The 26139-nt window shown below is 73.3% G+C and carries 25 protein-coding genes; 15 read left to right on the top strand and 10 right to left on the bottom strand.

Going from position 1 to position 26139, the window contains the following annotated elements; genetic code table 11:
• Nucleotides 1–552: a hypothetical protein gene (locus ACZ6I1_RS24745; protein WP_469290561.1), complete on the top strand. Its 552-nt coding sequence runs from the start codon at nucleotides 1–3 to the stop codon at nucleotides 550–552.
• Between the two features lie 47 nt (nucleotides 553–599).
• Nucleotides 600–1367: a class I SAM-dependent methyltransferase gene (locus tag ACZ6I1_RS24750; RefSeq protein ID WP_469290563.1), complete on the top strand. Its 768-nt coding sequence runs from the start codon at nucleotides 600–602 to the stop codon at nucleotides 1365–1367.
• Here the strand turns inward: ACZ6I1_RS24750 and ACZ6I1_RS24755 are convergent.
• Nucleotides 1289–2338 (bottom strand): acyl-CoA dehydrogenase family protein, encoded by a 1050-nt coding sequence (locus tag ACZ6I1_RS24755; protein ID WP_469290565.1) that lies wholly within the window; start codon nucleotides 2336–2338, stop codon nucleotides 1289–1291. The two genes, ACZ6I1_RS24750 and ACZ6I1_RS24755, sit on opposite strands and share 79 nt — an antisense overlap.
• Nucleotides 2338–3483, bottom strand: coding sequence for an acyl-CoA dehydrogenase family protein (locus tag ACZ6I1_RS24760; RefSeq protein ID WP_469290566.1), 1146 nt, complete (start codon nucleotides 3481–3483; stop codon nucleotides 2338–2340). The genes ACZ6I1_RS24755 and ACZ6I1_RS24760 overlap by 1 nt, the downstream gene beginning before the upstream one ends.
• A gap of 108 nt (nucleotides 3484–3591) precedes the next feature.
• Here ACZ6I1_RS24760 and ACZ6I1_RS24765 point away from each other — a divergent pair, with 108 nt between their 5' ends.
• The 5 genes from ACZ6I1_RS24765 (at nucleotide 3592) to ACZ6I1_RS24785 (ending at nucleotide 8445) form a co-directional block, all read left to right on the top strand.
• On the top strand, nucleotides 3592–4374 hold the full coding sequence (locus ACZ6I1_RS24765; protein ID WP_469290568.1) for an SDR family oxidoreductase: 783 nt from the start codon (nucleotides 3592–3594) through the stop codon (nucleotides 4372–4374).
• Nucleotides 4375–4389: 15 nt separating this feature from the next.
• On the top strand, nucleotides 4390–5040 hold the full coding sequence (locus tag ACZ6I1_RS24770; protein ID WP_469290570.1) for a TetR/AcrR family transcriptional regulator: 651 nt from the start codon (nucleotides 4390–4392) through the stop codon (nucleotides 5038–5040).
• Nucleotides 5041–5068: 28 nt separating this feature from the next.
• The gene (locus ACZ6I1_RS24775) at nucleotides 5069–6226 is read left to right on the top strand and encodes an acetyl-CoA C-acetyltransferase (protein ID WP_469290571.1); all 1158 of its coding nucleotides are present in this window, start codon (nucleotides 5069–5071) and stop codon (nucleotides 6224–6226) included.
• Between the two features lie 237 nt (nucleotides 6227–6463).
• Entirely contained in the window at nucleotides 6464–6667 is a 204-nt protein-coding gene (locus tag ACZ6I1_RS24780) for a cold-shock protein (RefSeq protein WP_008743912.1), read from the top strand.
• A 101-nt stretch (nucleotides 6668–6768) separates the two neighbouring features.
• On the top strand, nucleotides 6769–8445 hold the full coding sequence (locus tag ACZ6I1_RS24785) for a DEAD/DEAH box helicase (protein WP_469290573.1): 1677 nt from the start codon (nucleotides 6769–6771) through the stop codon (nucleotides 8443–8445).
• Nucleotides 8446–8512: 67 nt separating this feature from the next.
• On the opposite strand, the gene ACZ6I1_RS24790 is transcribed toward ACZ6I1_RS24785, so the two are convergent.
• From ACZ6I1_RS24790 to ACZ6I1_RS24810, 5 genes are read right to left on the bottom strand one after another with little or no spacing between them, the layout of a single operon-like run.
• On the bottom strand, nucleotides 8513–9466 hold the full coding sequence (locus ACZ6I1_RS24790; RefSeq protein ID WP_469290574.1) for a tyrosine-protein phosphatase: 954 nt from the start codon (nucleotides 9464–9466) through the stop codon (nucleotides 8513–8515).
• A 30-nt stretch (nucleotides 9467–9496) separates the two neighbouring features.
• Nucleotides 9497–10570 carry an NAD(P)H-dependent flavin oxidoreductase gene (locus tag ACZ6I1_RS24795; RefSeq protein WP_469290576.1) on the bottom strand — a complete coding sequence of 358 codons (1074 nt, stop codon included), beginning with the start codon at nucleotides 10568–10570 and terminating at the stop codon, nucleotides 9497–9499.
• Between the two features lie 13 nt (nucleotides 10571–10583).
• Nucleotides 10584–11306, bottom strand: coding sequence for a CoA-transferase subunit beta (locus ACZ6I1_RS24800; protein WP_469290577.1), 723 nt, complete (start codon nucleotides 11304–11306; stop codon nucleotides 10584–10586).
• A complete protein-coding gene (locus ACZ6I1_RS24805) occupies nucleotides 11303–12154 on the bottom strand; it encodes a CoA transferase subunit A (RefSeq protein ID WP_469290579.1) in 852 nt (283 codons plus the stop codon). Before ACZ6I1_RS24805 ends, ACZ6I1_RS24800 begins: the two co-directional genes overlap by 4 nt.
• Nucleotides 12151–12900, bottom strand: a complete 750-nt coding sequence (locus tag ACZ6I1_RS24810; RefSeq protein WP_469290581.1) for an enoyl-CoA hydratase family protein — start codon at nucleotides 12898–12900, stop codon at nucleotides 12151–12153. Before ACZ6I1_RS24810 ends, ACZ6I1_RS24805 begins: the two co-directional genes overlap by 4 nt.
• A gap of 56 nt (nucleotides 12901–12956) precedes the next feature.
• On the opposite strand from ACZ6I1_RS24810, the gene ACZ6I1_RS24815 reads away from it, so the two are divergent.
• The gene (locus ACZ6I1_RS24815) at nucleotides 12957–13721 is read left to right on the top strand and encodes an SDR family oxidoreductase (protein ID WP_469290583.1); all 765 of its coding nucleotides are present in this window, start codon (nucleotides 12957–12959) and stop codon (nucleotides 13719–13721) included.
• A gap of 1 nt (nucleotide 13722) precedes the next feature.
• Nucleotides 13723–14637 (top strand): SDR family oxidoreductase, encoded by a 915-nt coding sequence (locus tag ACZ6I1_RS24820; RefSeq protein WP_469290585.1) that lies wholly within the window; start codon nucleotides 13723–13725, stop codon nucleotides 14635–14637.
• Nucleotides 14638–14737: 100 nt separating this feature from the next.
• On the opposite strand, the gene ACZ6I1_RS24825 is transcribed toward ACZ6I1_RS24820, so the two are convergent.
• Together ACZ6I1_RS24825 and ACZ6I1_RS24830 are read right to left on the bottom strand one after the other, a co-directional pair.
• A complete protein-coding gene (locus tag ACZ6I1_RS24825) occupies nucleotides 14738–15421 on the bottom strand; it encodes an HAD family acid phosphatase (protein ID WP_469290587.1) in 684 nt (227 codons plus the stop codon).
• 116 nt (nucleotides 15422–15537) lie between these two features.
• Complete coding sequence (locus ACZ6I1_RS24830; protein ID WP_469290589.1) at nucleotides 15538–16467, bottom strand: hypothetical protein; 930 nt, start codon at nucleotides 16465–16467, stop codon at nucleotides 15538–15540.
• 131 nt (nucleotides 16468–16598) lie between these two features.
• Here ACZ6I1_RS24830 and ACZ6I1_RS24835 point away from each other — a divergent pair, with 131 nt between their 5' ends.
• The 6 genes from ACZ6I1_RS24835 to ACZ6I1_RS24860 all read left to right on the top strand — a co-directional run bounded on the left by ACZ6I1_RS24835 (nucleotide 16599) and on the right by ACZ6I1_RS24860 (nucleotide 25014).
• A complete protein-coding gene (locus ACZ6I1_RS24835; protein ID WP_469290590.1) occupies nucleotides 16599–17375 on the top strand; it encodes a S1 family peptidase in 777 nt (258 codons plus the stop codon).
• 241 nt (nucleotides 17376–17616) lie between these two features.
• Nucleotides 17617–18273: a response regulator gene (locus tag ACZ6I1_RS24840; protein ID WP_469290592.1), complete on the top strand. Its 657-nt coding sequence runs from the start codon at nucleotides 17617–17619 to the stop codon at nucleotides 18271–18273.
• Nucleotides 18274–18806: 533 nt separating this feature from the next.
• A complete protein-coding gene (locus ACZ6I1_RS24845) occupies nucleotides 18807–19169 on the top strand; it encodes a chorismate mutase (RefSeq protein ID WP_469290594.1) in 363 nt (120 codons plus the stop codon).
• 85 nt (nucleotides 19170–19254) lie between these two features.
• Nucleotides 19255–21780: an aminopeptidase N gene (gene pepN, locus ACZ6I1_RS24850; RefSeq protein ID WP_469290596.1), complete on the top strand. Its 2526-nt coding sequence runs from the start codon at nucleotides 19255–19257 to the stop codon at nucleotides 21778–21780.
• Between the two features lie 430 nt (nucleotides 21781–22210).
• A complete protein-coding gene (locus ACZ6I1_RS24855) occupies nucleotides 22211–23608 on the top strand; it encodes a pyridoxal phosphate-dependent decarboxylase family protein (protein WP_469290598.1) in 1398 nt (465 codons plus the stop codon).
• Nucleotides 23605–25014, top strand: a complete 1410-nt coding sequence (locus ACZ6I1_RS24860) for a lysine N(6)-hydroxylase/L-ornithine N(5)-oxygenase family protein (RefSeq protein WP_469290600.1) — start codon at nucleotides 23605–23607, stop codon at nucleotides 25012–25014. The genes ACZ6I1_RS24855 and ACZ6I1_RS24860 overlap by 4 nt, the downstream gene beginning before the upstream one ends.
• Nucleotides 25015–25109: 95 nt before the next feature.
• Here ACZ6I1_RS24860 and ACZ6I1_RS24865 read toward each other — a convergent pair whose 3' ends face one another.
• Complete coding sequence (locus ACZ6I1_RS24865) at nucleotides 25110–26003, bottom strand: EamA family transporter (protein ID WP_469290602.1); 894 nt, start codon at nucleotides 26001–26003, stop codon at nucleotides 25110–25112.
• Nucleotides 26004–26139: the final 136 nt, after the last annotated feature.

Below are 26139 nucleotides of genomic sequence, written 5' to 3' on the forward strand. Positions count from 1 at the left end.
ATGTCTGACCTGATGCGGCGGCTCGCGGGCGCGCTGCTCCGCAACTGCCTTCTCCTGGCAGTCGAGTTCGGCGCGATCCTGCTGCTCCGCGGTCCCGAGGGGTTCTGGGTCCCCGTCCTGCTGGCCGTCTTCGTCGCCGGAGCGGCCGTACCGCACGGCACCGACGCGGAGTTCGTCGCCCGCACGGCCGTCGCCCTCGCCGCGGTCGGGGTCGCGGCGCTGGGCTGGATCACCTGGGAGCGGCAGACCCTCCACGACCGCGGCCGCGAGGAGACGGCGGTGGTCGTGGAACGCACCATGGTGGAGGACGGCTCCGTCTCCTCCCCGTCCCTGCGGCTGCGCACCGAGGCCGGCCGCGACCTCCCCGGGCCGGTCTCGATGGACCTGCCGGCCGGTGCGCGGCTGGCGGTGACCGTGGACCCCGCCGGCACGGTCTGGTCCCTCGGCACGCGCCCGGCCGCACCGCGCGCGGAGGCCGCCGGCGCCGCCGCGCTCCTCCTGCTCCAGACCGCCACCCTGGCCCGCCTCTCCCTGCGCCGGCCCCGCTACTGACACGCCGGACGCCGGACGCGAGGCGCGGGGTCGAACACAATGGCCGCATGACGCAACGCGCCCGGTCCTTCGACGCCGCCGCCGCGCTGTACGGCGCGAACCGGCCCGGATACCCCGCCGCCCTGTTCGACGCCGTCGAGGAGCTCGCCGGGCGGCCGCTCGCCGGGGCGCGGGTGGCCGACGTGGGGGCGGGGACCGGGATCGCCACCGCGCTGCTGCGGGCCCGCGGGGCCGAGGTCGTCGCCGTGGAGCCGGGGCACGGGATGGCCGCCGAATTCCGGCGCGCGAACCCGGGGATCCCGCTCGTGCGCGGGGAGGGGGACCGGCTGCCGCTGGCGAGCGGCGCGTTCGACTTCCTCACCTACGCCCAGGCCTGGCACTGGACCGACCCCGCCCGCGCCGTCCCCGAGGCCCGCCGCGTCCTGCGCCCCGGCGGCGCGCTCGCGCTGTGGTGGAACGACCTGGACCTCTCCGTCCCCTGGATCGCCGCGCAGGCCGCCCGGATCCGCGAGCACGTGAAGGAGATCGGGCTGCCCGCCCGTGAATCCCTGGAGGGGCTCGACCTCACCACCCGGGAGGTCCGCTGGTCGCGGCGGATCCCGCTGGACGGTCATCTCGCCAACCAGGCCAGCCACTCCGCCTTCCTCCTCCTCGGCGAGGCCGGCACCCGCAGGTTCATGGCGGCCGAGCGGGAGCGGCTGCTGGCCCTCTTCCCCGACGGAACCGTCGAGGAGTCCTACGTGGTCACCCTGCGCGTCGCCCGCACCGGCCCGCCCGGCCCGCCCGGCCCGCCCCGCCCGCCCGGCGCCTCCTGAAGGACCGCCGCCCGGCACTGCGAGGGCGTGCCCCACGCGTCCCGCAGCGGGCGGGCCTTGCGCAGCCACAGGGACAGGTCCAGCTCCTCGGTGTAGCCCACCGCGCCGTGCAGTTGGAGGGCCGTCCGCGCCGCCGCGTACGCCGCCTCTCCCGCCGTGAGCTTCGCCGCCGCCACGTCACCCGGACCCGTCGACAGCGCCGCCGCCCACAGCAGGGGCCGGGCGAACTCCAGGCCCAGTAGGGTGTCCGCCAGCCGGTGCTTGACCGCCTGGAAGGAGCCGATCGGCACGCCGAACTGCGTGCGCTGCTTCGCGTACTCCACCGTCCTGGCCAGCAACGCCTCACCGACGCCCAGGCACTGGGCCGCCGTCAGCAGCCGTGCCCAGCGGGCGGCCGTCCGCGCCGCCGCCGTCACCGGCGGACCCGCCGCGAGGAGCTCCCCGCCCGCCGGCACGGCCGAGAGCCTGCGGGCCGGGTCCAGGGAGGCCAGCGCGGGGCCGTGCGCCCCGCCCCGCGACAGCCGCAGTTCGCCCGCCGCCGACACCGCGAAGCAGTACGTCGCCGCGTCCGCGTCCAGGGCGTACGGACTCCCGCCCGGCAGCGTCAGCGTCGCCGAGGCCTCACCCGCCACCAGCCCCGGCAGGAAGCGTTTCACCAGCCCCTCGTCCCCCAGCTCGCAGAGCAGCACCGACGCGGCCGCCGTCTCCACCACCGGCCCCGGCACCCCGGCCCGGCCCAGCTCCACGAAGCCCAGGGACAGCTCCACCGGCAGCAGGCCGACGCCGCCGCAGTCCTCCGGCGCGGCCAGCGCGAACAGGCCCGTGCCGGCGAGGCGGGACCACAGGGCACGGCCCGGCCCGTGCCCGCCGCCCGCCCAGGCCCGTACGACGTCCGGCACCCGCGCCGCGCCCAGCAGCGAGCGCAGCGTACGCGCGAAGTCCGACTGCTCGTCGGTCGGCAGGAAGCGCATCAGCGGCGGCCCTTCGGAAGGCCGAGCAGCCGCTCGGCGATGATGTCGCGCTGGATCTCGTTGGTCCCCGCGTAGATCGGCCCGGCCAGCGAGAACACCCACGGCTCGGCCCACGCGCCCTCCGCGAGCTCCGCGTCCGCGCCCAGCAGGTCCAGCGCCGTCTCGTGCAGGGCGATGTCGTACTGCGACCAGAACACCTTGTTCAGGCTGGACTCCGCGCCGACGCTCCCGCCCGCCGCGAACCGCGCGGCGCCGGCCCAGGTGAACAGCTCGTAGGCGCGCGCCCCGACCACCGCGTCCGCCACCCGGTCCCGCAGCGCGGTGTCGGCCGGGTCCCCGGCCGACTCCCACAGCGCGACCAGGCGGTCGGCCGCCGCCAGGAACCGGCCCGGCGCGCGCAGCGTCAGCCCGCGCTCGTTGCCCGTCGTCGACATCGCGATCCGCCAGCCCTGCCCGGGCTCGCCGATCACGTCCGCGTCCGGTACGAACACCTCGTCCAGGAAGAGCTCCGCGAAGGCGGGCTTGCCGTCCAGGCGGCCGATGGGCCGCACCGTCACCCCCGGCGCCCGCAGGTCGAACATCAGATACGTCAGCCCCCGGTGCCGCTCCCGCGCGTCCGGGTCCGTGCGGAAGATGCCGAAGGCGCGGTCCGCGAAGGCCGCCCGCGAGGACCAGGTCTTCTGCCCGGACAGCAGCCAGCCGCCCCCGGTGCGCACCGCCCGGGAGGTGAGCGAGGCCAGGTCGGAACCCGACTCCGGCTCCGACCAGGCCTGCGCCCAGATCACCTCGCCGCTCGCCATCGGCGGCAGCACCCGCGCCCGCTGCTCCGCGCTCGCGTGGTCGAAGAGGGTGGGCGCGAGGAGGCTGATGCCGTTCTGCGAGACCCGGCCGGGCGCGCCCGCCGCCCAGTACTCCTCCTCGAACACCAGCCACTTGACGAGGTCCGCGCCGCGGCCCCCGTACTCCTCGGGCCAGGACACCGCCGACCAGCGGCCGGCGTGCAGCACCCGCTCCCACTCGCGGTGCGCCGCGAACCCCTCGGCCGTCTCCAGGGAGGGCAGGGGGGACGCGGGGACGTGGTCGGCCAGCCAGTCCCGGGCCTCGGCCCGGAAGGCCGCGACCTCCGCCGTCTGGGTCAGGTCCATCGGGGTGCCCGCCTCCTTGAAACGCCACGGAGCGCCTGCCTGCGCGCGCTTCCCTAACAAGTGTTTGGTAGGTTAACGTACGGCCATGAGCAGCGTCGAGGAGTTCGCATGAACGAGCCCCGGTACACCGCCGGCCACCACCTGCTGCAAGGCCGCACCGCCCTCATCACCGCCGCCGCCGGCGCCGGCATCGGCGGCGCCACCGCCCGCCGCTTCCTGGAGGAGGGCGCCCGCATCGTCATCGGCGACGCCCACGCCCGCCGCCTGAAGGAGACCGAGGACGCGCTCGCCGCCGAGTTCGGCGCCGACCGCGTCGCCTCCCTGCCCTGCGACGTCACCGACGAGGCCCAGGTGGCGGCCTTGTTCGCGCACGCCGAGCAGACCCACGGCGGCCTCGACATCGTCGTCAACAACGCCGGCCTCGGCGGCACCGCCGACCTCGTCGACATGACCGACGACCAGTGGTCCCGCGTCCTCGACGTCACGCTGAACGGCACCTTCCGCTGCACCCGCGCCGCGCTGCGCTCGCTGAAGGCGTCCGGGCGCGGCGGGGTCGTCGTCAACAACGCCTCCGTCGTCGGCTGGCGCGCCCAGACCGGACAGGCCCACTACGCCGCCGCCAAGGCCGGCGTGATGGCCCTGACCCGCTGCGCGGCCCTGGAGGCCGCCGGGTTCGGCGTACGGGTCAACGCCGTCGCGCCGAGCCTGGCCATGCACCCGCACCTGGTGAAGGTCACCAGCGCGGAGCTGCTCGCCGAACTCACCGCCCGCGAGGCCTTCGGCCGGTACGCCGAGCCCTGGGAGGTCGCCAACGTCATCGTCTTCCTGGCCAGCGGCTACTCGTCGTACATGACGGGCGAAACCGTGTCGGTCAGCAGCCAGCACCCGTAGGACCACAATGGGCGCGTGCCTACGAACAAGTCGACGAACCAGACGGCGGCCGGCCCGGCCCCGAAGAAGAAGCCGCAGGTGACGCCCTCACCCGAGCGGCGCCGCGAGCTCCTCGGCACGGCGGCCGAGGTCTTCGCCGCCCAGGGCTACAACGCCACCACCGTCCGCAAGATCGCCGACGCCGCAGGGATGCTCGCCGGCAGCCTCTACTACCACTTCGATTCCAAGGAATCGATGCTCGACGAGATCCTCTCCGCCTTCCTGACCGAGCTCTGGGAGGGCTACGACGCCGTCCTGGCCGCCGGACTCGGCCCCAGGGAGACCATCGAGGCCCTCGTCACCGAGTCCTTCCGGGAGATCGACCGGCACCGCGCCGCCGTGGCGATCTACCAGAAGGAGTCCCGCACCCTCTCCGCCCAGCCCCGCTTCCACTACCTCTCCGACTCGCAGCAGAAGTTCGAGAAGGCCTGGCTGGGGACGCTGGAGCGGGGGGTCGCCGCGCAGGTCTTCCGCGCCGACCTCGACATCCGCCTCACCTACCGCTTCGTACGCGACACGGTGTGGGTGGCGGCCTCCTGGTACCGGCCGGGCGGCCAGCACAGCCCCGAGGAGATCGCCCGGCAGTACCTCTCGATGGTGCTGGACGGGATCGCCGTACGCCCCTGAACCTGAACCTGACCGTCAAGGAGTCGCCATGCCCGAGGCCTACATCGTCGAAGCCGTCCGCACTCCCGTGGGGCGCCGGGGCGGCGGCCTGTCCCGGGTCCACCCCGCCGACCTGGGCGCGCACGTCCTGAAGGCGCTGGTCGAGCGGTCCGCAGTGGACCCGGCCGCCGTGGAGGACGTGGTGTTCGGCTGCCTGGACACGGTGGGGCCGCAGGCCGGGGACATCGCCCGCACGGCGTGGCTGGCGGCGGGGCTGCCGGAGGAGGTGCCGGGGGTCACCGTCGACCGCCAGTGCGGGTCCTCGCAGCAGGCCGTGCACTTCGCGGCGCAGGGCGTGCTCTCCGGCACCCAGGACCTGGTGGTGGCGGGCGGCACCCAGAACATGTCGATGATCCCGATCGCCTTCGCCTCCCGGCAGGCCGCCGAGCCGCTCGGCCTCACCGAGGGGCCGTACGCGGGATCGGCCGGCTGGCGGGCCCGGTACGGCGACGCCCCGGTCAACCAGTTCCACGGCGCGCAGCTGATCGCCGAGAAGTGGGGGATATCGCGGCGCGACATGGAGGAGTTCGCGCTCCGGTCCCACCAGCGGGCCCTCCGCGCGATCGACGAGGGCCGCTTCGCCCGGGAGACGGTCGCCTACGGGGAGGTCGTGGCCGACGAGGGCCCGCGGCGGGACACCACCCTGGAGAAGATGGCGACGCTGAAGCCGGTGGTCGAGGGCGGCACCATCACGGCGGCCGTCTCCTCCCAGGTCTCCGACGGCGCGGCGGCCCTGCTGATCGCCTCCGAGCGGGCGGTCGCGGAACACGGCCTCACGCCCCGCGCCCGCATCCACCACCTGTCGGTGCGCGGCGAGGACCCCATCCGCATGCTGTCGGCCCCGATCCCCGCGACGGCGTACGCGCTGAAGAAGACCGGCCTCACTCTGGACGCGATCGACCTCGTGGAGATCAACGAGGCCTTCGCCCCCGTGGTCCTGGCCTGGCTGAAGGAGACCGGCGCCGACCCGGAGAGGGTCAACGTCAACGGCGGCGCGATCGCCCTGGGGCATCCGCTGGGGGCGACCGGCGTGAAGCTGATGACCACGCTCCTGCACGAGCTGGAGCGCACGGGGGGCCGCTTCGGCCTCCAGACCATGTGCGAGGGCGGCGGCCAGGCCAACGTGACGATCATCGAGCGGCTGTAGGAATGGTCGAGAAGGGCCCGGACCGAGCGGGACGGTACGGGCCTTCCGGGCATAAGGGGCGCAGGTCACACCTGCTGATCGACACGGCCGCGCCGAGGTGTGCTAGCTTAGAGCTCGTTGCAGTTGTGGTACCCATGAACTTTATGTGCGCCTGACGGGAATGTTCCTCAGGCGCTTTTATTGTTTTTTACCGGAATCTCCGGATGGGGCCCTTGCCGCCTATTCAGGAGATTCAAAATGGCACTTGGCACCGTGAAGTGGTTCAACTCGGAAAAGGGCTTCGGCTTCATCGAGCAGGACGGTGGCGGTCCGGACGTGTTCGCCCACTACTCGAACATCGCCACCCAGGGCTTCCGTGAGCTCACCGAGGGCCAGCGCGTGTCCTTCGACGTCACCCAGGGCCAGAAGGGCCCCCAGGCGGAGAACATCCTCCCCGCCTAATTTTTTCAGCATGCCGGGGTCCGCACCGCGAGGTGCGGGCCCCGGCTTGTCTGCTGTCTCGACCTTTGTTTTACCTGCCGGTTTCAGGAGGGCTTTCTCGCATGACCAGCTCCAGCTCCGCACGACCCAGCCGTCGCCCCACCCGGGGTCGAGGTGCGGCTCAGGGACGTCCGAAGGCTGGTGCGGGACGGCAGAAGTCCGCACCCGTCGCCCGGCCCCAGGAATTCACCATGCCCGAGCCGATCGAACCGGCGCTGCCGCCGGTCGCCGCGTTCGAGGACATGGACATGCCCGAGGCGCTGCTGAAGACCCTCGCCGCCCAGGGCGTCACCGAGCCGTTCCCGATCCAGGCCGCCACGCTGCCGAACTCCCTGGCCGGCCGTGACCTGCTCGGCCGCGGCCGCACCGGCTCCGGCAAGACCCTGGCCTTCGGACTCGCGCTGCTGGCCCGCACCGCCGGCCACCGCGCGCAGCCCAAGCAGCCGCTCGCGCTGGTCCTCGTACCGACCCGTGAACTCGCGCAGCAGGTCACCGACGCCCTGGCCCCGTACGCCACGGCCGTCAACCTGCGCATCGCGACCGTCGTCGGCGGCATGTCGATCAACCGGCAGTCGGGCGCCCTGCGCCGCGGCGCCGAGGTGCTCGTCGCCACCCCCGGCCGTCTGAAGGACCTCATCGACCGCGGTGACGCCGACCTCTCGCAGGTCGCCATCACCGTCCTGGACGAGGCCGACCAGATGACCGACATGGGCTTCATGCCGCAGGTCACCGCGCTGCTCAAGCAGGTCCGGCCCGAGGGCCAGACCATGCTGTTCTCCGCGACGCTGGACAAGAACATCGACAAGCTCGTCAAGATGTTCCTGCACGACCCGGTCGGCCACTCCGTCGACCCGTCGGCCGGCGCGGTCACCACCATGGAGCACCACGTCCTGTACGTCCTGGACGAGACCGACAAGAAGGCCGTGGCGACGCGCATAGCCGCTCGCGACGGCCGGGTGATCATGTTCGTGGACACCAAGCGCGGCGTGGACCGCATGGTCAAGAAGCTCCTGGCGGACGGCGTGCGCGCCTCCGGCCTGCACGGCGGCCGCTCGCAGCCGCAGCGCAACCGCACCCTCGACTGGTTCAAGACCGGCGAGGTCACCGCACTGGTCGCCACCAACGTCGCGGCGCGCGGCATCCACATCGACGACCTCGACCTGGTCGTCAACGTGGACCCGCCGACCGACCACAAGGACTACCTGCACCGCGGCGGCCGTACCGCCCGCGCCGGCGAGTCCGGCAGCGTGGTCACCCTGGTCCTGCCCGACCAGAAGCGCGACATGACCCGCCTCATGTCGGACGCCGGCATCTCCCCGCGCACCGCGCAGATCAAGTCCTCCGACGCGGAGCTGTCCCGCCTCACCGGCGCCAAGGAGCCCTCGGGCATCCCGGTGGTCCTCGAGGTCCCGCAGCCGCCCGCGCCGAAGCAGCGCACCGGCTCCGGTTCGGGCTCCGGCTCGCGCCGCCGCTCGGGCGGCCCCCGTACCGGCTCCGCCACGGGCGGCGCTCCGGCGGCCGGCGGCCGCGGCCGCCGCTCCGGCGGCGCCGGCTCCGGGCAGGCCCCGGCGGCCTCCGGTTCGGGCCAGGCCCGCCGTGGCCAGGGCGGCGGCAGCGGGACCGGCGGCTCCGCCGGACAGGGCCGGCGCACCGGGGGCGGCGCCTCCGGAGGCGCCGCGGCCGCGTCCGCGCGCAGCCGGGTCGGCTCCGGCGGCCAGGGCCGCCGCCGCGCGGTCTGACCGCACGCACGTCCACACCCCGACGCCGGGCCGCGCTGGAAAGCGCGGCCCGGCGTCGTCGTGTGCGTCAGCGGACCATCTTGTCGTGGAGCCGCGCCAGCGTCGCCAGGTCCAGGCCGAGGCCGTCCGTCAGGTAGCCGTAGAAGCTGCCGTAGTCGGCCTCCATCTGCGCCGTCGCCGAATCCAGGTAGTCCTGGCGGACCTCCTGGAGCGGGATCAGCAGGTCCGGGTTCTGCATCCGCCCGGACTGCTTGAGGCCGGCCCGCAGCTGTGCGTCGTACGCGGCGCGGAAGGTGTTCGACGCCAGGTAGTCGCGCGCGGCGGAGGACTCGGGGACGGCCAGGGCGCGGAGCAGGACGTAGGTCATCCAGCCGGTGCGGTCCTTGCCGGAAGTGCAGTGGTACAGGAGCGGGCCCTGAGCGCCGTCCGCGATCTCCCGCAGCGTCGCCGCGAACTGCGCCCGGTTCTCGGGGCTGGTGACGAAGGTGCGGTAGATGTCGCGCATGTAGGCCTCGGCGCGGCCCCCGCCGAGCATCTGCTCCTGCTTGACGGGGTCGCCGCTGGAGATCGCGCCGACGAGCGTTCCGTACAGGCCGAGGTCGCTGACCGGGCGCGCGGTGGGGGACAGCCCGGGGGGCAGCTTGTCGGCGCCGTCGTACTGGAGCTCCATCGGGATGCGGAAGTCGACGACCTTCCTGAGGCCGAGACCGGAGACGGCGGTGACGTCCGCGGCGGTCAGCTTGCTCAGCGCGTCGGAGCGGTAGACCAGCCCCTGGCGGACCCGGTCGCCGGTGTAGGTGTAGTAGCCGCCGACGTCCCGGACGTTCACGGCGCCCTGCAGGGGGATGTGGCGGATCGTTTCCGCGCTCCACAGGTGGTGGCGGAGGCCCGCGCCGGTCGCGGGGGCAGCGGGGGCCGCGGGGGCAGCGGTGGCGGCCGCGGCGGTGGCGGCGGGCAGGGTCCCGATGACGAGGGCGGCGGCGGCCGCCGCGGTCACCAGGCGGATGCGGGCACGTCTCATGGAGTCAACTCCCGTGACGGAGAAGGGGGATCACCCTGGTGGTGGCAGGGTGCGGAGCGAGTGCAGTGCTTCGAGTGCCTGTTGTGCCTCGGCCATGACGCGGGAGACGAGCTCCGCACAGGACGGAAGATCATCGATCACGCCCGCGACCTGGCCCGATGCCATGACGCCGAGGTCCGTACGGCCCTCGACCATGGACGCCTTGAGGAGCATGGGGGTGTTCGCGGCGAGCAGCACCTGGCTCCACGACAGGTCCTTGCCGTGCTTCATCGCCAGACCGTCGCGCACCATCTGCGGCCAGCTCAGGCCCGACAGCTTCCGGAAGCCCGCCGCGTGCCGCACCGCCCGCACCAGCGCCCGGGCGCGGCCCGCCCGCTCCAGGGAGTCGACCAGCCCGGTGCGCAGCATCCGGTGCGGCAGCCCGTCGACGGCCGTGGTGACGGTGACGTCCCCGACCGTGGCCTTCAGGTACTCGGCCTTGACCGCGTCGGGGACGGTGGAGTCGGAGGTCAGCAGGAAGCGGGTGCCCATGGCGATACCGGCGGCCCCGTACGCCAGGGCCGCGACCAGACCGCGGCCGTCGCCGAAACCGCCCGCCGCGACCACCGGGATGTCCACGGCGTCGACGACCTGGGGCAGCAGCACGGTCGTGGCCACCTCCCCGGTGTGCCCGCCGCCCTCCCCGCCCTGCACGATCACCGCGTCGGCGCCCCAGGCGGCCACCTTCTCGGCGTGCCGCCGCGCCCCGATCGAGGGGATGACGACGACCCCCGCGTCCTTGAGCCGCGCGATCAGCTCCTCGGACGGCGCGAGGGCGAAGGACGCCACCCGCACCCCCTCGTCGATGATCAGCCGGGCGCGTGCGTCCGCGTCCGCGGCGTCCGCGCGCAGGTTGACCCCGAAGGGGGTCCCCTCCGGGACCCGGGACCTGACCTCCCGCACCGCCGACCGCAGCTGCTCCACGGTCATCGTCGCCGACGCCAGGATCCCCAGGGCCCCCGCGTTGGCCGTGGCCGACACCAGGCGGGGACCGGCGACCCAGCCCATGCCCGTCTGCACGATCGGGTACCGGACCCCGACCAGCTTCGTGAACGCCGTCTCCATCGCAGCCACCGGATCAGGCCCGCACTTCGCGCTCGCGCAGACCGTCGGGGTCGATGACCTCGCGGATCAGCCGCAGCTCCTCGGCGGTCGGCTCCCGCGTGTACGGCACCTCGCCGGCGACGGCCAGTTCGAAGCCCGTGGCCGCCCGGACCTGCTCGACGGTGACCCCGGGATGGACCGACACCAGGCGCATCGCGTGCCCGGGTCCGGTGAAATCGAAGACCCCCAGATCACTGACCACCCGGGGCAGGCGGTGGTAGCGGGTCACCCCGGCGGCCTCGGCACGGTCGTAGCCGACCCCGCTGACCATGTCCACGCGTTCGACGAACACCCGGGCCGAGTGCTTGGGGATCCAGTAGCTCACCGGGTTGTTCAGCGTGTTGACGGGCGCGCCGCGCACCCCGAGGAGCTGGCGGACGGGCCGCGCCCAGTCGCCGATGCAGGAGATGTTCTGGTTGCCGAACCGGTCGATCTGGCTGGCGCCCATCATCACGTGCCGCCTGCCGCCGGTGACCATGGTCAGGTGGCGGCGGTACGGGAGCCAGCCCTCGACGGTGCCGTCGAGGCCGACGAGCATGGCCTCGCCGTCGGTCAGCAGCAGGTCGGGAGCGAAGGTCCGCTTCGCGAGCCGGGCGCCGAAGGAGGGCACCAGGCCCATGGGGCTGGCGAGGACCTCGCCGTCGCCGCGCCAGGCCTCGGCGCAGGAGACCACACAGTATTCCGCGCGACTGATCAACGCTGCTCCTCGTGCCAGGTCCGGACGGCGGTCTGGTAGTCGTGCTCGCCCGCCCCCGAGAGGAAGCGCTCGGCGAACTCGGGCCAGGGGGTGGTCGCGTACAGCTTCTGGAAGGCCTCGTCGCGGCCGTAGTCGGGCGCGCAGGAGGTGAAGTGCGCGCCGTTGGGGGTCTCGACGACCCCGGTGACGGAGTGGCGGCTGACGAGGAGGGACTGCGGCGGGCCGGCCTTGGAGAGCTCGGCGCTCTCCACGAGCTGCTCGCAGCAGACGTAGGCGGCATCGGCGGCCTCGCAGAACAGGTCGTCGAAGTACGGGTCCGGGCCCAGGTATTGGGCGTTGCCGAGCCGGTCGGCGCGGTTCAGGTGGACCAGGGCGGCGTCCATGCGCAGGGCGGGGACGGCGACGAGCTCCTCGCCGTCGTCGTACGGGGAGGTGACGGTCCGCAGCTCCGGGTTGACCCGCATCACGTCGGAGCCGAGGCCGGCCCGGACGGGGAGGAAGGGCAGCCGGTTGGCGGCGGCGTGCAGGCCCCACATGAACATGGCCTCGTCGAGCTCGGTGAGGGTGAAGGCGGCGCGCTCGCGGGCCGCCCGGAAATGGGGCTCCAGCGGGATCGAGTCGAGGGTGGCGAACGGCGCGACGAGCTTGCGGATCCGGCCCGCGGCGGCCAGCAGCCCGACGTCGGGGCCGCCGTACGAGATCACCGTGAGATCGGTGATCTCGGAGCGGAGCAGCGCTCGCACCAGGGCCATGGGCTTGCGCCGCGAGCCCCAGCCGCCGATGCCCACGGTCATCCCGCTGCGCAGCTGCCCGACCACCTCTTCGGGGGTCATGGTCTTGTCGGTCATGAACGCGCTTCCTTCCCGAAGGTGTCGCGGACCCGGTCGGCGACCCCGCTGAGGTTGGCCTCGAAGGTGAAGCCCTGCTCGAAGCGGTAGCTGCGGCGCACGTCGACCGGGTCGATGCCGTTGATGGCCGCCTTGGCCAGCCGGATCAGGCAGCCGTCCTTGCGTGCGATCTCGGCGGCCAGCTCCAGGGCGGCGGCCCGCAGTTCCGTGCGGGGGACCACCTTCCAGACCGAGCCGTGGGCGTGCAGTTCGGCGGCGGTCGCGGTGCGCGAGGTGTAGTACAGCGCGCGCATCAGGTGCTGGGGCACCAGGCGGGCCAGGTGGGTGGCGGCGCCGAGCGCGCCGCGGTCCAGCTCGGGCAGGCCGAAGGTCGCGTCCTCGCTCGCCACGATCGCGTCGGCGTTTCCCACCAGGCCGATGCCCCCGCCCAGGCAGAACCCGTTCACCGCCGCGACCACCGGCACCTCGCACTCGTACACGGCGGCGAAGGCCTCGTAGCAGCCCCGGTTGGCGCCGATGAGCGCGGCATGGCCGGCGTCGCGCTGCATCTCCTTGATGTCGACGCCCGCGTTGAAGCCCCGGCCCTCGGCGGCGAGGACGACGCAGCGGACGCCGGGGTCGCGGCCGGCGCTGCGCAGGGCGTCGGCGAGGTCGTACCAGCCCTGCACGGGAAGCGCGTTGACGGGTGGGCAGTCGACTGTGACGAGGGCGATGCCCTTGTCCGGGCTGGAGGTGGAGACACCCATGAGAGGATCAGCTACCTTTCCACCAAACATTTGTTAGGTGAGGAAGGTAGCAGCCCATGGAGCTCGACGGGAGGGTCGTCGTCGTCACCGGCGGAACCCGGGGCGTCGGTGCCGGGATCGCGCGGTCGTTCCTCGCGGCCGGCGCCGAGGTCCTGCTCTGCGCCCGGCGGCCGCCGCAGGAACCCGTGACGGCGGACGGCCGCACCGCGTCCTTCAGCGCCGTCGACCTGCGCGAACCGGCAGCCGTGCAGGACCTCTTCACGGCGGTCGCCGGGCAGTACGGGCGCCTGGACTGCCTGGTCAACAACGCGGGCGGCACCCCGTACCGGCTGCTGGGGGAGGGCGGGCCCCAGCGGCACGCCCGGGTCCTCGAGCTGAACCTGCTGGCGCCGATGACGGCCTCCCTCGCCGCCTACCCGCTGCTGCGGCAGGCGCACGGCTCGGTGGTCATGATCGGCAGCGTCAGCGGCACCCGCCCCTCCCCGGGGACGGCGGCGTACGGGGCGGCGAAGGCGGGACTGGAGAACCTGGCCCGCTCCATGGCCGTGGAGTGGGCCCCCGAGGTACGGGTGAACTCGCTGGTCCTCGGCATGGTGCGGACCGAGCTGTCGCACCTGCACTACGGGGACGAGGCCGGGATCGCGGCGGTCGGCGCGACCGTACCCCTGGGGCGGCTGGCGGAACCCTCGGACGTGGGGGACGCGGCGGTGTTCCTGGCCTCCGGCCGGGCGCGGTACGTGAGCGGGGCGAGCCTGCTCGTGCACGGGGGCGGGGAGCGCCCCGCGTTTCTGGATGCGGCAACCGTCAACAAGGAGACCTGAGATGACCGGTATCGCCGAGGGGCGTGTCGTGATCGTGACGGGCGCGGGGCGGGGGCTGGGCCGCGCCCACGCCCTGGCCTTCGCGGCGGAGGGGGCCAAGGTCGTCGTCAACGACCTGGGAGTGGGGCTGGACGGACGGCCGGGGCCGCACTCCCCGGCCGGTCTGGTCGTCGAGGAGATCCGGGCGCTGGGCGGGGAGGCGGTGGCGCACGGCGGCGACATCGCGACGGGCGAGGGGGCGTCCTCGCTGGTGGAGTGCGCGGTCTCGGCGTTCGGGAGGCTGGACACGCTGGTCAACAACGCCGGGTTCCTGCGGGACCGGATGCTGGTGAACCTGGCGGAGGACGACTGGGACGCCGTCATGCGGGTGCACCTGAAGGGGCACTTCCTGCCGCTGCGGGCGGCGGCCGCGTGGTGGCGTGCCGAGGCGAAGGCGGGCCGGCCGGTGGCCGCCCGGGTGGTCAACACCTCGTCCGGAGCGGGCCTGTTGGGCTCGGTGGGGCAGGGCAACTACAGCGCGGCCAAGGCGGGGATCCTGGGACTGACCATGGTCGCGGCCGCGGAGATGGGCCGCTACGGGGTCCAGGTCAACGCGATCGCCCCGGCGGCACGGACCCGGATGACGGAACAGGCCTTCGCGCAGACCATGGCGGCGCCGGCCGCCGGGGTCTTCGACGCGATGGCCCCCGAGAACGTCTCCCCGCTGGTGGTGTGGCTCGGCGCGGACGGCTCCGCCGGGGTGACGGGGCGGGTGTTCGAGGCCGAAGGGGGGCGCATCACGGTGATGGAGGGCTGGCGGCCCGGCCCCACCGCCGACCGGGCCGCCCGCTGGACCCCCGCGGAGGCCGGCGAGGCCACGCTGAAGCTCCTCGCCGCCGCCGAGGCGCCGCTGCCGGTGTACGGGGCCGCGGATTAGCGGGCGCGGCCCCGCCGCCGGGGCTCCGCCGTCCAGGCCCCGTGCCTTCGTCGCCGGCGGGGGGCCTGGTGGTGGCCGGTGTCGTCTGCCGGTCCTCGGATCAGGACAGCTTGCCGTCGTAATCCGGCAGCTTGACGGTGCGTTCGGCGTGGCCGCCGACCAGGTCGCTCGACTTGTTCCCGATGTTCGCGATGATCGTGTAGCCGCGGCCCTCGATCTCGGCGCGCTTGGCGGTCTTGTACGCGCTGACCTCGTCGAACAGGTCGGGCAGGTCGCGCACGTACAGGCCCGAGACCGGGTAGCCGACGGACTTGAGGTTCCACTCGGTGAGGGAGTAGATGATCCCGGGGCGGGCGGTGACGAAGAAGATGGCCACGCCGCGGTCGTTGGCGTACCGGGTCAGGTCACGGACCTTGGAGATCGCGGGGGTCGGGAGGGTCCAGAACCAGTGGAAGTCCGTCTCCAGCGAGCTGTTGTCGATGTCGAGCACGATCGCGGGCTTCTCGCCGGCGGGCGATGCGGCGATGCGCTGCTCGATGGCCGGGCGGACCGCGTCGATGACGGTGGCGACGTCCCGCTGCCAGGTGGCGTAGTCGATGCCGACGATCGCCGCGTTGCCGCCGGGCGCCGAAGCCGAGGCCGAGGCCGAGGCCGTCGTGGTGGCGGTGGCCGCGCGGACCGGTGCGGCCTCGGCGGCGGTGGCGGGGAGCAGGGTCAGGACTGCGGCTGCGACGGCCGCGCCGGCGGCGGCGCGCGTCGTGCGGGTGCGGCGGGTACTGAGCATGTGGGGGCGCTCCTGGGTCGCGGTTGGCATGTACGCGTTCAGGATTGGCCGGAACCGCCCCCATGTCTACTGGCCGGTAGGAAACTTTTCGTGGCCGGGCGGTGAATCGCCGCCGATCAAGGTGAACTCCGCCTGGACGTACCGCCGGTGTCGCATTCCAGCACCGTGCGGCACAGCCCGCACCGGGCCCTGAGCGGCCCGCTCACCGGGAGCCGCAGCCGCTGCCCGCACACGGGGCAGGGGAAGACCACCAGCCGCCCGGCACCCTCGCCCTCGCCCTCGCCCTCGAAGCGGTACGCCGATCCGTCCGCCGGGGGAGTCCCGGTGCGCAGGGCCTTCGCGTACCGGCGCCGGGCTCCCGGGGAGGCCGCGGCGAGCGGGGGCCGGCGCCGCTCCCGCTCGGCCAGGTCGCGGCCGCGCAGGTAGGCCTCGTACGCCTGGGGGCTGCTGAACCAGGGCGAGGGGTCCTCGCCGAACAGGGCGGCCCGCCTGGCCAGGACGTAGCCGAACTCCTCCGGGGTGAGGTAGCCGAGCTTCTGGTGGGTGAGCGCGTCCTCGCGGTAGGCGTCGAGGAGCAGCCAGCCGGCGCCGAGGAGGGCGGCGGCGGTGTCGGTGAGGATCTCGTTCTCCGCGGTGGTGGGGAAGCGCAGGTCCAGGCGGTGCAGCAGGACGTGGGTCACCTCGTGGGCCAGGGCGGCGGCCAGGTCGCGGCGGTGCACCCGGAAGCGGTCGTTGACCTCGACGAAGTACTCGGGACCCGCGGCCAGTTCCACCGAGGCCGCGTCCCGCATCGGCCGGAAGGCGACCACGATGCGCGCATCGGGCAGCCGCAGCGCGCGGACCATCGCGGAGGCCACCCGATGGGCCCCCAGGTGCAGGTCCTCGTCGCCGCCGAAGGCCGCGTCGGCCGGGGCGAAGCTCGCGCCGTAGGCCCGGATCCCGTCGGGGGTGAGCCGGCGGAACAGCGCCGTGACCGAGGCGCGGACCGTCTCCAGGTGCGGAAATCCGTGCCGGACCGGGCTGCTGTGCCTGCTCTTGTCCGTCATGCCGCCCCCCGCGCGGGAAGTTGTCCGAAAACGCGTTCTTGATGCCCGCCATATCTCCGATGTGTCATGGACTCGTCATTCACCTCGTGACGCGCACGGCCCAACCCCCCACGAAAGGCAGTGTGTTGACTGTGTCCACCCTCGTGCGGTTCCTCAAGCGCACCCTCGCCGTCGGCGCCGTCGCCCTCGCGGCCGTCAGCCTCCAACCCGGCACCGCCAGCGCCGGCACGGCCCCCGTCGTCGGCGGCACCCGCGCCGCCCAGGGCGAATTCCCCTTCATGGTCCGCCTCTCCATGGGCTGCGGCGGCTCCCTCTACACCCCGCAGATCGTCCTCACCGCCGCCCACTGCGTGAGCGGCTCCGGCAACAACACCTCCATCACCGCCACCGCCGGAGTCGTCGACCTGCGCAGCTCCAGCGCCATCAAGGTCAGGTCCACCAAGGTCCTGCAGGCCCCCGGCTACAACGGCACCGGCAAGGACTGGGCCCTGATCAAGCTCGCCCAGCCCATCAACCTGCCCACCCTCAAGATCGCCGAGACGAAGCAGTACGACAACGGCACCTTCACCGTCGCCGGCTGGGGCGCCACCCGCGAAGGCGGATCCCAGCAGCGCTACCTCATGAAGGCGACCGTCCCCTTCGTCTCCGACGCCGCCTGCCAGGCGGCGTACGGCAGCTCCCTCGTCCCCGGCGAGGAGATCTGCGCCGGATTCCTCGACGAGGGCGGCGTCGACACCTGCCAGGGCGACTCCGGCGGCCCCATGTTCCGCCGCGACAGCACCAATGCCTGGATCCAGGTCGGCATCGTCAGCTGGGGCGAGGGCTGCGCACGGCCCGACTACCCCGGCGTCTACACCGAGGTCTCCACCTTCGCCGCCGAGATCAAGAGCGCCGCGGCAAGCATGTAGCACCAGCGGGTGCACCCGCGGCGCCATCCGCGGCTGCACCCGCACCCGCACCCGCCCCACCCCCTCGTCCTTCCGGCCCGGCGGGAACCGGCCGGAAGGGCGAGGCCCCGTACCCCGTACGCACCTACCGTCGGCAGGAGTACCGCCCGATGGTCCCGTGTGCGGTTGCGGGCCCACGCGCGCACCGGTCCCACGGGAAGGAAACGGCGGCGGCACCGGGCGACAGTGGGGCAGGCAGCGCATGGCGATCAGAGTGGTCATCGCGGACGACCAGGAGATGGTCAGGACCGGTTTCCGGATGATCCTCGAGAGCCGGCCGGACATCGAGGTCGTCGCGGACGTCGTCGACGGCGAGGCGGCCCTCGCGGCCGTCGCCGAGCACCGGCCCGACGTCCTGCTCCTCGACATCCGGATGCCGAAGCTCGACGGCCTCGAAGTCACCCGCCGGCTCTCCGGCCAGGACACCCCGCGCATCGTCATCGTCACCACCTTCGACCTCGACGAATACGTCCACGCCGCGCTCCGCGGCGGAGCGTGCGGCTTCCTCCTCAAAGACGCGAGCCCGGCCATGCTGGTTGAAGCGGTACGCGCCGCGGCCGTGGGCGACTCCCTCGTCTCGCCCGCCATCACCGTGCGGCTGCTGCGCGACATGGCCCCGCGGATCCCGGCCGCCCAGGCCGCCCGCCGCCCCGCGGAACCGCTCACGGAGCGGGAACGGGACGTCGTACGGTGCCTCGCGCGCGGGCTCACCAACGCCGAGATCGCTGCCGAGCTGTACGTCTCCCTGTCCACGGTCAAGACCCACCTGGCCAACGTCCAGAGCAAACTCGACGCCCGCAACCGCGTGGAGATCGCCGCCTGGGCCTGGGAAAGCGGCCTGGCCGCCAGCGCGGCGTGACGCCGCCGAAGCCGGTCCCGCCGGGGGTAGCGCTCCGGCCGAACCGCGTGCGGGCGCGCCGCCGCCCCTGGGGCTCCGCCCCGCCCCCGGCGCCTCAAACGCCGGCGGGGCTCCATTCCGGCTCCCGCCGCCTGCCCGCACCCGTCAAGGACCGGGGCTCCGCCCCGCACCCCGCGCCTCAATCGCCGGCGGGGCTGGAATTCGGCCGCTGCCGCCTGCCATGTGCGGGTGAATTGCCTGCGGGCAGCATCGGCCAGATCCAGCCCCGCCGGCGACTGAGGCGCGGTGACGTGTGCGGGCAGGCGGCGGCAGCCATGTTCCGGCCCCTCCGGCGTTTGAGGAGCGGGGTCTGGGGCGGAGCCCCAGGGGGGTTCGGCGCAGCCGGGGCCGGGCCGGGCAGTGCCGCCCGCACGGGCATCCGTACACCCGGGGACCGCCGGACGGCGTTGACCGGTATCCGACCGGCAGGCGGCCGGTTCCCGTCTCACTGACCGGCTGCCCGGGGAACCACCCGCCCCCGCCACGTATTCTCGATGACCATGAACAACATCGACGAGATCGACAACGGGTTCGACGGCGGGAACGGCAACGGGATCGACGACGACGTCGCGGCCGAACTCGCCCGCCTGCGCGACAGCATCGACAACATCGACGCGGCCGTCGTCCACATGCTCGCCGAGCGGTTCAAGTGCACCCAGCAGGTCGGCCACCTCAAGGCCAGGCACCAGCTCCCCCCGGCCGACCCGGGCCGCGAGGCCAGCCAGATCGCCCGGCTGCGCCAGCTCGCCGAGAACGCCAAACTCGACCCCGCCTTCGCCGAGAAGCTCCTCAACTTCATCATCGCCGAGGTGATCCGCCACCACGAGACGATCGCGGCGGGCGAAGACCAGCACTGAACACGTCCGCAGCCCGGTCCCCGAAGACCGGACGAGCGGCGCAGCGCACTGGGGCCCGGCCGGACCGTGCGGCAGCATGGGCCCCATGTCCGCACTGACGCGCAACGAAGCGCAGCTCCGAGCCAAGCTCCTCGACGTCCACCACTACGCCGTCGCCCTCGACCTCACCGGCGGCGACACCACCTTCGACTCCACCACCGTCATCCGGTTCACCGCCCGCACCGCCGGAGAAACCTTCCTGGAGCTGAAACCGGACGAACTGCGCTCCGCCACGCTCGACGGCCACCCCCTCGACCCGGCCACCCTCCAGGACAACCGCCTCCCGCTCACCGGCCTCACCGAAGGCCCCCACGAGCTGCGCCTGGACACCCGCATGCGCTACTCCCGCACCGGCGAGGGCCTGCACCGCTTCACCGACCCCGCGGACGGGGAGGCGTACGTCTACAGCCAGATGTTCATGGACGACGTCCAGCGCGTCCTCCCGGCCTTCGACCAGCCCGACCTCAAGGCCGTCTTCGAGTTCACCGTCACCGCCCCCGCGCACTGGACCGTCCTCGCCAACGGCATCACCACCCGCACCGGGACCCGCGAGGCGGACGGCGCCGGCATCTGGACCTCCGCCCCCACGCCCCCCATCTCCACCTACCTCGCCGCCGTCGCCGCCGGCCCCTGGCACAGCGTCACCACCGAACACGCCGGACTGCCCTTCGCCATCCACTGCCGCCAGTCCCTCGCCCCCCACCTGGACGCCGACGCCGACGAAATCCTCTCCCTCACCACGGACTGCTTCGACCGGTACCAGGAGAAGTTCACCGAGCCCTACCCGTTCGACTCCTACGACCAGGCCTTCGTACCGGAGTTCAACGCCGGAGCCATGGAGAACCCCGGACTGGTCACCTTCCGCGACGAGTTCATCTACCGCTCCGCCGTCACCGACACCGAACGCCAGACCCGCGCCATGGTCATCGCCCACGAGATGGCCCACATGTGGTTCGGCGACCTCGTCACCCTCGCCTGGTTCGACGACATCTGGCTCAACGAGTCCTTCGCCGAATACATGGGCTACCAGACCCTCACCGAAGCGACCCGCTTCACCGACACCTGGACCGAATTCGGCGTCACCCGCAAGGCCTGGGGCTACGACGCCGACCAGCGCCCCTCCACCCACCCCGTCGCCCCCGACCCCGACGACGTCCCCGACACCGCCTCCGCCCTCCTCAACTTCGACGGCATCTCCTACGCCAAGGGCGCCTCCGCCCTGCGCCAACTCGTGGCCTGGCTCGGCGAGAAGGACTTCCTCGCCGGCATCAACACCCACTTCGCCCGCCACAAGTTCGCCAACGCCTCCCTCGCCGACTTCGTCGACTCCCTCGCCGCCCACACCGAACGCGACGTCCACGCCTGGGCCGAGGTCTGGCTGCGCACCACCGGCATCGACACCCTCACCCCGCAGATCGAAGCGAGCCCCGACGGCGGCGAAGGCCCCGGCGGCTGGACCCTCACCGTCGACCGCAAGGGCAGCCGGCCCCACCGCATCGCGGCCGGCGTCTACCACCGCGACCCCGCCGACGGACGCGCCCTGCACCGCACCGACTTCCTCCACCTCGACGTCCCCTCGGACGAGGTCCTCTCCGCCGGCGGCCCCCGCCCCGCCCTCCTCGTCCTCAACGACGGCGACCTCTCCTACGCCAAGATCCGCCTCGACGAGACCTCCCTCGAAACCGTCCTGCGCGACCTCTCCGGCATCCCCGACGCCCTCACCCGCACCGTCGTCTGGAACTCCCTGCGCGACATGGTCCGCGACGGCGAACTCGACCCCGGCGCCTACCTGGCCACCGCCGAAGCGCACCTGCCGGCCGAACGCGACCTGGCCATCGTCCAGGGCGTCCTCACCTTCGCCCGCACCCAGATCGCCACCCGCTACCTCGCCCCCGAAGGGCGCACCGCCGCCCTCGCCACCCTCACCGCCCTCGCCGGCGAACTGCTGCGGCGCACCGAGGACGGCTCCGACCCGGGCCTGCGGCTGACCGCCGTACGGACCCTCATCGACAGCGCCACCCGGCCCGACACCCCGGCCGCCTGGCTCGCCGCCGACACCGTCCCCGGCGGCCCCGCCCTCGACCCCGAGCTGCGCTGGCGCATCCTGTCCCGCCTCGCCGTCCTCGGCGCCGTCGAGGAGAGCGACATCGACGCCGCCCTCGCCGCCGACCCCAGCGCCACCGGCCAGGAGGGCGCGGCCCGCTGCCGCGCCGCGCTCCCCACGGCCCAGGCCAAGGCCGCCGCCTGGGACCGCCTCTTCCACGACGACAGCCTCTCCAACTACCTCTTCACCGCCACCGCCCAGGGCTTCTGGCAGCCCGAACAGGCCGACCTCGTACGCGAGTACGTGCCCCGCTTCTACCCCGATGCCGTCGCCCTCGCCGCCCGCCGCGGCCCGGCCATCGGCGAAGCCGCCGGCCGCTGGGCATTCCCCGTCTACGCCGTGGACGAGGCCCACCTCCAGACCGGCCACGACTGCCTCACCGACCCGGACATCCTCCCCCTCCTGCGCCGCAAGCTCGTCGACCAACTCGACGACCTGGCCCGCACCCTGCGCGTCCGAGGCCGCTAGCCTCCGGCGGTGGGCGAGGGTGGGCTTCGGTGCCCGTGCCGGGGGCTGCAGCCGGGGACGGGGACGGGGTGGGGTGTTGTCCGGGACGTAAAACGTGATTTGTTGGCGCGGTATCCGCAGGTACAAACCGGTCCGGACAGGGCGCCATAAATCATGAGTCCCGGACAACATCCCACCCCGGCCCCGGCCCCGGCCCCACCCGCAGCCCCCGGCTGCGCACTCCGCCTCGGCGGGATCCAGCCCCCCGGCACTCGAGGAGCGGGTGAGGGCGGAGCCCCGGTTTGAGCCGCACCCGGGCATCCGGGCCGCGCCAGGGAACCGGACGCACATCGACTCGGACAAACCCCGGCGGTTACCCCATTCGGGTCGGATCGTTGTACCGGTCGGGTGCCCACCGCCCCGTCATGGACCAACGCCCCGGAGGATCCGGATGACCGCGCCGCCCGGTACACCGACCCCACCGCCGCCCCTCGCCGGCGGCCCCGGCGGCGCCGAAGCCATGCGGCCCCTGCTCGACACGGTCCTCGAAGCGCTGCGCACCGGAGCCGAGGAGCGCGGCGGGCCGCTCCCGGCCGGCGGGCCGGAACGGCTCGCGGCCCGCGTCCAGGCCGCACTGGGCGACGTACTGCCCGCCAAGGGAACCGGGGACCACGAAGCACTCCGGACCCTCGTGCACACCCTCACCGCCGGCGCCGCCGACCCCGCCGACCCCCTCTGCGCGGCCCACCTGCACTGCCCGCCCGTGGCCGTCGCGGCCGCCGCCGACCTCGCCGCCAGCGCCCTCAACCCCTCCCTGGACTCCTGGGACCAGGCCCCCGCCGCCTCCACCGTCGAAGCCCTCGTCACCCGCGCGCTCGCCGCCGAGTTCTACGACACCCCGCACGCCGACGCCCTCGTCACCACCGGCGGCACCGAAGCCAACCAACTCGCCCTGCTCCTGGCCCGTGAACGCCACGGCCCGGGCCTCACCGTCCTGCACGGCGCCAACGCCCACCACTCCGTCCCCCGCGCCGCCTGGCTCCTCGGCCTGCCCCCGACCACCGCCCTGCCCACCCCCGCCGGCACGCTCGACCCCGCCGACCTCGCCCAGGCACTCGCCGCCACCCCCGGCCCCGTCCTCGTCACCGCCACCGCCGGCACCACCGACGCCGGACTCATCGACCCCCTCCACCGCATCGCCGACCTCTGCGACCGCTACCGCGCCGACCTCCACATCGACGCCGCCTACGGCGGACTCCTCACCCTCAGCCCCCGACACCGCCACAAAGTCGCCGGCCTCGAAAGAGCCACATCCCTCACCGTCGACCTGCACAAACTCGGCTGGCAGCCCGTCGCCGCCGGACTCCTCGCCGTCCCCGACACCGCCCTGCTGACCCCCCTCGACCACCAGGCCGACTACCTCAACGCCACCGACGACACCGAAGCCGGCCTACCCGACCTCCTCGGCCGCTCCCTGCGCACCACCCGCCGACCCGACATCCTCAAGATCGCCACCACCCTGCGCTCCCTCGGCCGCGACGGCCTCACCCGCCTCATCGACCACACCTGCGCACTCGCCCAGCAGCTCGCCGAACGCCTCGACGCCCACCCCGGCTTCGTCCTCCACGCACCCCCCGCCCTCACCACCGTGCTCTTCCGGCCCACCCACGCCGATGACACCCAGGTCGCCACCCTGCGCCGCACCCTCCTGCACGAAGGCCGCGCCGTCCTCGGCCGCACCCGCGCCGACGGCCGCCTCTGGCTCAAAGCCACCCTGCTCAACCCGCACACCACCGCGGCAGACCTGGACCACCTCATCGCCCTCCTGGAAGGCAGCGCCCACCGATGACCGCCCAGCTCGATGCCCCCCACGACCTCGTCGGGATCGGCATCGGCCCCTTCAACCTGTCCCTCGCGGCCCTCGCCCACGGCCTGCCGCACCAAGGAGCAGGCGAACTCGCCACCGCCTTCTACGACCAGCGCCGCGACTTCCGCTGGCACCCCGGACTCCTCCTCGACGGAGCCGCCCTCCAAGTGCCCTTCCTCGCCGACCTGGTCACCCTCGCCGACCCGGCCAGCCCCTGGAGCTTCCTCAACTACCTCAAGCACAAGGAACGGCTCTTCCCCTTCTACTTCGCCGAGCAGTTCCACATCCAGCGCGCCGAATACGACGCCTACTGCCGCTGGGTCGCCGGCCGCGTCCCCGGACTGCACTTCGGCCACCAAGTCGACGCCGTCCGCTGGAACCCCGAACGCGACCTCTTCGAAGTCGACTTCACCCAGCTCGACTCCGACGGCGAAGCCGAAGCCCTCGGCCGCACCCACACCCGCCACCTCGCCCTCGGCATCGGCACCGCCCCCTACGTCCCCGAACCCCTGCGGCCCCTCGCCGAAGCCCCCACCGTCCCCGTCATCCACTCGGCCGACTACCTCGACAACCGGGCGCGCATCCTCGCCGCCGAACACGTCACCGTCATCGGATCGGGCCAGTCCGGCGCCGAGGTCTTCCTCGACCTCCTGCGCGCCCGCCCCGCCGGCCGCGAACGCCTCGCCTGGCTCGCCCGTACCCCGTCCTTCGCCCCCATGGAGTACTCCAAGCTCGGCCTCGAGCACTTCACGCCCGACTACACCCGCTACTTCCACGCCCTGTCCGAACCCGTCCGCGACCGGCTCGTCCCCGCACAGTGGCAGCTCCACAAGGGCATCGACGCCGGCACCATCGCCGCCATCCACGACGAGCTCTACCGCCGCACCCTCCACGGCGGCTGGCCCGACGCCGTCCTCACCCCCGGAGTCAGCGTCCGCACCGCCGGCCGCGTCGCGACCACCAAGGTCGAACTCCACCTGGAACACCTCGACCAGGGCACCCGGTCCCGCCTCACCACCGACGCCGTCGTCCTCGCCACCGGCTACCGCGAACGCCCCCTGACCAGCCTCCTCGCAGGCCTCGACCCCTACCTGCGCAAGGACTCCTCCGGCCGCCCCCGCATCGACGACCGCTACCGGATGATCACCGACCCGGCCGTCACCGGCAGCATCTTCGTCCAGAACGGCGAACGCCACACCCACGGCATCGGAGCCCCCGACCTCGGGCTCGCCGCCTGGCGCAGCGCCGCCATCCTCAACACCCTCACGGGCAAGAACCCCTACCCCCAGCCCGCCCGCACCGCCTTCACCACCTTCGGCCTCGCACCACGCGAACACACCCGCCCCCGACCGGAAGGCGATCTCCTCCCGCTGGTGGACCACACCTAGAGCCGTGACCGGAACGGGGCGAGACGCCGGGCCAGCAGGGCGCCGGTCCAGGGAGGGGCGGCGTGCAGCGGCCCGCGGCCAGGTCGGAGGCCGGCTCACGGGCCGGCGCGCGCCGTCCGCTCCCTCGGCCGGGGCGGACGCGGCTGACCCAGCACCACCGCCACGAAGATGACGGCCACCCCGACGACCTGGAGGAGCGACAGCGTCTCGTCCCTGAAGACGTAGCCCAGCAAGGTCGCCACGACCGGGCTGCCCAGCGCGAGGAACGAGACCGCCACGGCCGGCAGGCGTTCGATGCCCCGGAACCAGACCAGGTAGCTCAGGACCGCGCCCAGGCTGATGAGGTAGGCGAACCCGGCGACGTGGGAACCGGTCAGGCCGTCGGGAAGGTCCTCCAGCGACAGCCAGAACGGCAACAGGACCAGGCCGCCCGCCGTGAGCTGCCACCCGGTGAACGTGAGCAGGCCCACGCCCTCCGGCCGCCCCCACCGCTTGGTCAGCGTGATGCCCGACGCCATGCACAGGGCCCCGCCGACCGCGGCGAGGACTCCGACGGCGTCCAGTGACGCCGTGCCCCTGAAGACGAGCAGCACCACACCCCCGGTGCCCATGACGCACGCCAAGGCGTGGAGGGCCCTGATCCGCTCACCGAGGAAGAGACCGGCGAGAACCACCACGAACATCGGCTGCGCCGACATGACCACGGCGGCGATGCCGCCCGGCAGCCGGTAAGCCGCGACGAACAACAGGAAGTTGAAGGCACCGATGTTCACAACGCCCAGCACCAGCGCCCGCCACCACCAGACGCCGACCGGAAGCCTCCGGCCCAGCACCAGCAGGATCAGGCCGCCGGGCAGCGCCCGCATCGTGGTCGCCAGCAGCGGCCGGTCCGGTGGCAGCAACTCGGTCGTCACCAGGTAGGTGCTGCCCCACACCGCCGGGGCCAGCCCGGTCAGCGCCGCCGTCAGAACGTTCTGCCTGCTCTTCATCGTGCCTCCATCCCACGGGAACCCACCGTGGCCCGAAGGGAGTCGGCCCGAAGACGCTCCTGCCGCGTGCGGTCCGCACCAGTCTCCGGCCGCCGGCATCGATGAGTCCAACACATGCTTGTCACGCCATCGATCA

The organism is Streptomyces sp. NPDC046303 (genome assembly GCF_055588085.1).

What these genes read in the sequence shown, in the direction of transcription:
- ACZ6I1_RS24745 (WP_469290561.1), top strand. Translation starts at nt 1, where the DNA reads ATGTCTGACCTGATGCGGCGGCTCGCGGGCGCGCTGCTCCGCAACTGC.
- ACZ6I1_RS24750 (WP_469290563.1), top strand. Translation starts at nt 600, where the DNA reads ATGACGCAACGCGCCCGGTCCTTCGACGCCGCCGCCGCGCTGTACGGC.
- ACZ6I1_RS24755 (WP_469290565.1), bottom strand. Translation starts at nt 2,338, where the DNA reads ATGCGCTTCCTGCCGACCGACGAGCAGTCGGACTTCGCGCGTACGCTG.
- ACZ6I1_RS24760 (WP_469290566.1), bottom strand. Translation starts at nt 3,483, where the DNA reads ATGGACCTGACCCAGACGGCGGAGGTCGCGGCCTTCCGGGCCGAGGCC.
- ACZ6I1_RS24765 (WP_469290568.1), top strand. Translation starts at nt 3,592, where the DNA reads ATGAACGAGCCCCGGTACACCGCCGGCCACCACCTGCTGCAAGGCCGC.
- ACZ6I1_RS24775 (WP_469290571.1), top strand. Translation starts at nt 5,069, where the DNA reads ATGCCCGAGGCCTACATCGTCGAAGCCGTCCGCACTCCCGTGGGGCGC.
- ACZ6I1_RS24780 (WP_008743912.1), top strand. Translation starts at nt 6,464, where the DNA reads ATGGCACTTGGCACCGTGAAGTGGTTCAACTCGGAAAAGGGCTTCGGC.
- ACZ6I1_RS24785 (WP_469290573.1), top strand. Translation starts at nt 6,769, where the DNA reads ATGACCAGCTCCAGCTCCGCACGACCCAGCCGTCGCCCCACCCGGGGT.
- ACZ6I1_RS24790 (WP_469290574.1), bottom strand. Translation starts at nt 9,466, where the DNA reads ATGAGACGTGCCCGCATCCGCCTGGTGACCGCGGCGGCCGCCGCCGCC.
- ACZ6I1_RS24795 (WP_469290576.1), bottom strand. Translation starts at nt 10,570, where the DNA reads ATGGAGACGGCGTTCACGAAGCTGGTCGGGGTCCGGTACCCGATCGTG.
- ACZ6I1_RS24805 (WP_469290579.1), bottom strand. Translation starts at nt 12,154, where the DNA reads ATGACCGACAAGACCATGACCCCCGAAGAGGTGGTCGGGCAGCTGCGC.
- ACZ6I1_RS24810 (WP_469290581.1), bottom strand. Translation starts at nt 12,900, where the DNA reads ATGGGTGTCTCCACCTCCAGCCCGGACAAGGGCATCGCCCTCGTCACA.
- ACZ6I1_RS24815 (WP_469290583.1), top strand. Translation starts at nt 12,957, where the DNA reads ATGGAGCTCGACGGGAGGGTCGTCGTCGTCACCGGCGGAACCCGGGGC.
- ACZ6I1_RS24820 (WP_469290585.1), top strand. Translation starts at nt 13,723, where the DNA reads ATGACCGGTATCGCCGAGGGGCGTGTCGTGATCGTGACGGGCGCGGGG.
- ACZ6I1_RS24825 (WP_469290587.1), bottom strand. Translation starts at nt 15,421, where the DNA reads ATGCTCAGTACCCGCCGCACCCGCACGACGCGCGCCGCCGCCGGCGCG.
- ACZ6I1_RS24830 (WP_469290589.1), bottom strand. Translation starts at nt 16,467, where the DNA reads ATGACGGACAAGAGCAGGCACAGCAGCCCGGTCCGGCACGGATTTCCG.
- ACZ6I1_RS24840 (WP_469290592.1), top strand. Translation starts at nt 17,617, where the DNA reads ATGGCGATCAGAGTGGTCATCGCGGACGACCAGGAGATGGTCAGGACC.
- ACZ6I1_RS24845 (WP_469290594.1), top strand. Translation starts at nt 18,807, where the DNA reads ATGACCATGAACAACATCGACGAGATCGACAACGGGTTCGACGGCGGG.
- pepN (WP_469290596.1), top strand. Translation starts at nt 19,255, where the DNA reads ATGTCCGCACTGACGCGCAACGAAGCGCAGCTCCGAGCCAAGCTCCTC.
- ACZ6I1_RS24855 (WP_469290598.1), top strand. Translation starts at nt 22,211, where the DNA reads ATGACCGCGCCGCCCGGTACACCGACCCCACCGCCGCCCCTCGCCGGC.
- ACZ6I1_RS24860 (WP_469290600.1), top strand. Translation starts at nt 23,605, where the DNA reads ATGACCGCCCAGCTCGATGCCCCCCACGACCTCGTCGGGATCGGCATC.
- ACZ6I1_RS24865 (WP_469290602.1), bottom strand. Translation starts at nt 26,003, where the DNA reads ATGAAGAGCAGGCAGAACGTTCTGACGGCGGCGCTGACCGGGCTGGCC.